The organism is Algoriphagus sp., from assembly GCF_024642405.1.
In the GTDB taxonomy this organism is placed as follows: Bacteria; Bacteroidota; Bacteroidia; order Cytophagales; family Cyclobacteriaceae; genus Algoriphagus.
Window position 1 is genome coordinate 1 of record NZ_JAHEBC010000489.1, and the last position, 2,313, is coordinate 2,313.

A 2,313-nucleotide genomic window follows, 5' to 3' on the forward strand; every position below is an offset into this window, starting at 1 on the left:
CCTGATGGTCTACCCTACATCGGTTTTGCCCCTGGGTATTCTAATGTGATGGTAAACTCAGGACATTCAATGATGGGAATCAGCCTTGCTCCTGCTTCTGGAAAAATCATCAGTGAATTACTCCAGCATAAAGATTCTTCAATTGAAATCAGTGGATTTGAGGTGGGAAGATATGCTTGATTTGAAATTCAAGAACAAAAAAGCTCTCCAAGAAAATTTTCTTGGAGAGCTTTTTTGGGTTTTAAACTACCAAGTAGTATATACCGAATTAAACATGACATAATCGGTGGTTAAATCGCTTCCCCATCCAATCCCTTCTTCTTCACCTGAATTCAGCTCAAGCAAAATCTGAATTTGAGATTCTCGAAGTAACTTTTTCATGTACGCTTTATCAAAAACTAAAGGGTTTCCCTTTTCCAAAACTTGTACCAAATGATTTTGATCTCCTATAAATAAATTGACTTTCTTGTAGTTGAAGGGAACACCGGCATTTCCACATGCAGCGAGAATCCTTCCCCAATTGGGGTCTCTTTCAAACATTGCTGTTTTAACCAAAGTAGAATCAGAAATAGCTCTTATTAAGGTCCGCATTTGCCTCTCCTATCAGTGATTTTTGAATTTCTATGAATGCAGGAACTTCAGTGACTCTAAGCCCATCCACAAAACGGGATTTAATCGCGGCTTTCTCTAAAGCCTTGTTGATAAAAGGGCCGCCTCCATGAACCATGATGACCTCGTATCCCGCTTGTTGTAGATTAAAAATTTGCTTTTTAATCTCATACTTTAATTCAGTACTCACCATCGCATTCCCACCATATTTGATGAGAATTCTTCGCTTGGACATTTTTACTTTTTTTTATATTAAATTGATTTTTTCCCGAAATGAATTTTCCTAAAAAAAGATTATTTCTCCCAAATTGAGGAATAAAAGACTCTAGAACAGATCAGTTAGCATTAATGAACATACCATCAATATTCAATTAAAAATCAACTTTAATACCGACTGTTAACAAATATTGCAGTTGTTGTAATTCCAATTCTAAATTCCCAAAAGAATTTTATTTTGGTTCTTTGATTGAAAACAAATACCAATATGAGCAATCCATTATTTAAAAACATAGGAAAATTAGCAATCCGATTAGCAACAGGTGGAATGATGTTAACACATGGTATCCCTAAAATCGGCAGGTTATTTGGGGAAGGACCTGTTAAGTTTCACGACCCTTTTGGTTTGGGTCCGGAAATTTCACTTGGACTTGCTGTCATCGCAGAGGTTATTTGTACAATATTGGTAATGGTTGGGTTCAAAACCCGAATTGCCACTATCCCTTTGATGCTTACTATGTTGACCGCTGCTTTTTACGCCCATGCAGATGATCCTTTTGGCACTAAGGAAAAACCACTTTTGTTCTTAGTCCTCTTTGTTGCAATTTTAATAATGGGACCTGGGAAGTTTTCAATTGATAGCCGAATAAAATCTAAAAAGAGAAGTTTGTTTTAAATTCTCAGGAAGTGCTTTGCAATTCAGCAATAATGATTTTAGACATTTTCATTAAAGCTTCCATTGCCTTGGAACCTTTTACCGGATTTGAAATTAAGCTACCCAAAATGACAGGGACAATTTGCCAAGAGACACCAAACTTATCCTTCAACCAACCACACTGACTTGAAGAGCCTCCCTCCGCCGTGAGCTTTTCCCAGTAATAATCAATCTCTTTCTGGTTTTTGCAATCAATTACAAAAGAAATCCCTTCATTGAAATTGAATCCGTGATCATAGGAACTATCCATTGCCACAAATAAACCATTATTTAAAATAAACTGAGCATGCATGATTTTTCCTTCCTGCACTCCATGTTCAGCGCCGTATTTCGCAGCAAATACTGATTTTGAATTTTTGAAAATCGATGTGTAAAACTCAATAGCTTCTTCAGCTTTTCCAAAATTATTCCCTGAAAACATTAAACAAGGACTAAAACGCTGATCCGAACTTGCAGGCTTATCAACGGTTAATTGCCAAGAAACTCCATACTTATCTTTCACCCATCCATATTTTTTGCTCCATGGATATGTGTCCAATGGCATCATAGCAGATCCCCCATCGATCAATTGATCCCATATTTTTTGGATTAATTCTTCCGAATCCAATACTGTATACATAGAAATTGATGGAGTGATAGGAAATTCTGGACCTCCATTCAGACATAAAAATTTTTGGCCAGAAGATTCAAAAATGGTAACAAAAGGATTTGAATCCAGCACTTTGCTGTCTGGAAATACTTGGCAATAAAACGTGGCAGCTTCTTTGGCATTT

General features: G+C 36.6%; 4 protein-coding genes and 1 pseudogene. 2 read left to right on the forward strand and 3 right to left on the reverse strand.

The genetic code is table 11. The annotated features are described in order from the left end of the window. The coding region (locus Q0L68_RS19680) for an FAD-binding oxidoreductase (RefSeq protein ID WP_296705948.1) at positions 1-180 on the forward strand (180 nt) is incomplete at its 5' end. 66 nt (positions 181-246) lie between these two features. Here Q0L68_RS19680 and Q0L68_RS19685 read toward each other — a convergent pair. Next, positions 247-582, reverse strand: a pseudogene (locus Q0L68_RS19685) (bifunctional ornithine acetyltransferase/N-acetylglutamate synthase); the annotation flags it as partial. Beyond that, positions 563-844 carry a hypothetical protein gene (locus Q0L68_RS19690; protein WP_366938427.1) on the reverse strand — a complete coding sequence of 94 codons (282 nt, stop codon included), beginning with the start codon at positions 842-844 and terminating at the stop codon, positions 563-565. The gene Q0L68_RS19690 and the pseudogene Q0L68_RS19685, both read right to left, overlap by 20 nt. A gap of 249 nt (positions 845-1,093) precedes the next feature. Between Q0L68_RS19690 and Q0L68_RS19695 the strand changes: the two genes are divergently transcribed. Continuing rightward, positions 1,094-1,501, forward strand: coding sequence for a DoxX family protein (locus Q0L68_RS19695; protein ID WP_296705949.1), 408 nt, complete (start codon positions 1,094-1,096; stop codon positions 1,499-1,501). Positions 1,502-1,505: 4 nt separating this feature from the next. On the opposite strand, the gene Q0L68_RS19700 is transcribed toward Q0L68_RS19695, so the two are convergent. Then, a partial coding sequence (locus Q0L68_RS19700) for a VOC family protein (RefSeq protein ID WP_296705950.1) occupies positions 1,506-2,313 on the reverse strand: 808 nt, incomplete at its 5' end.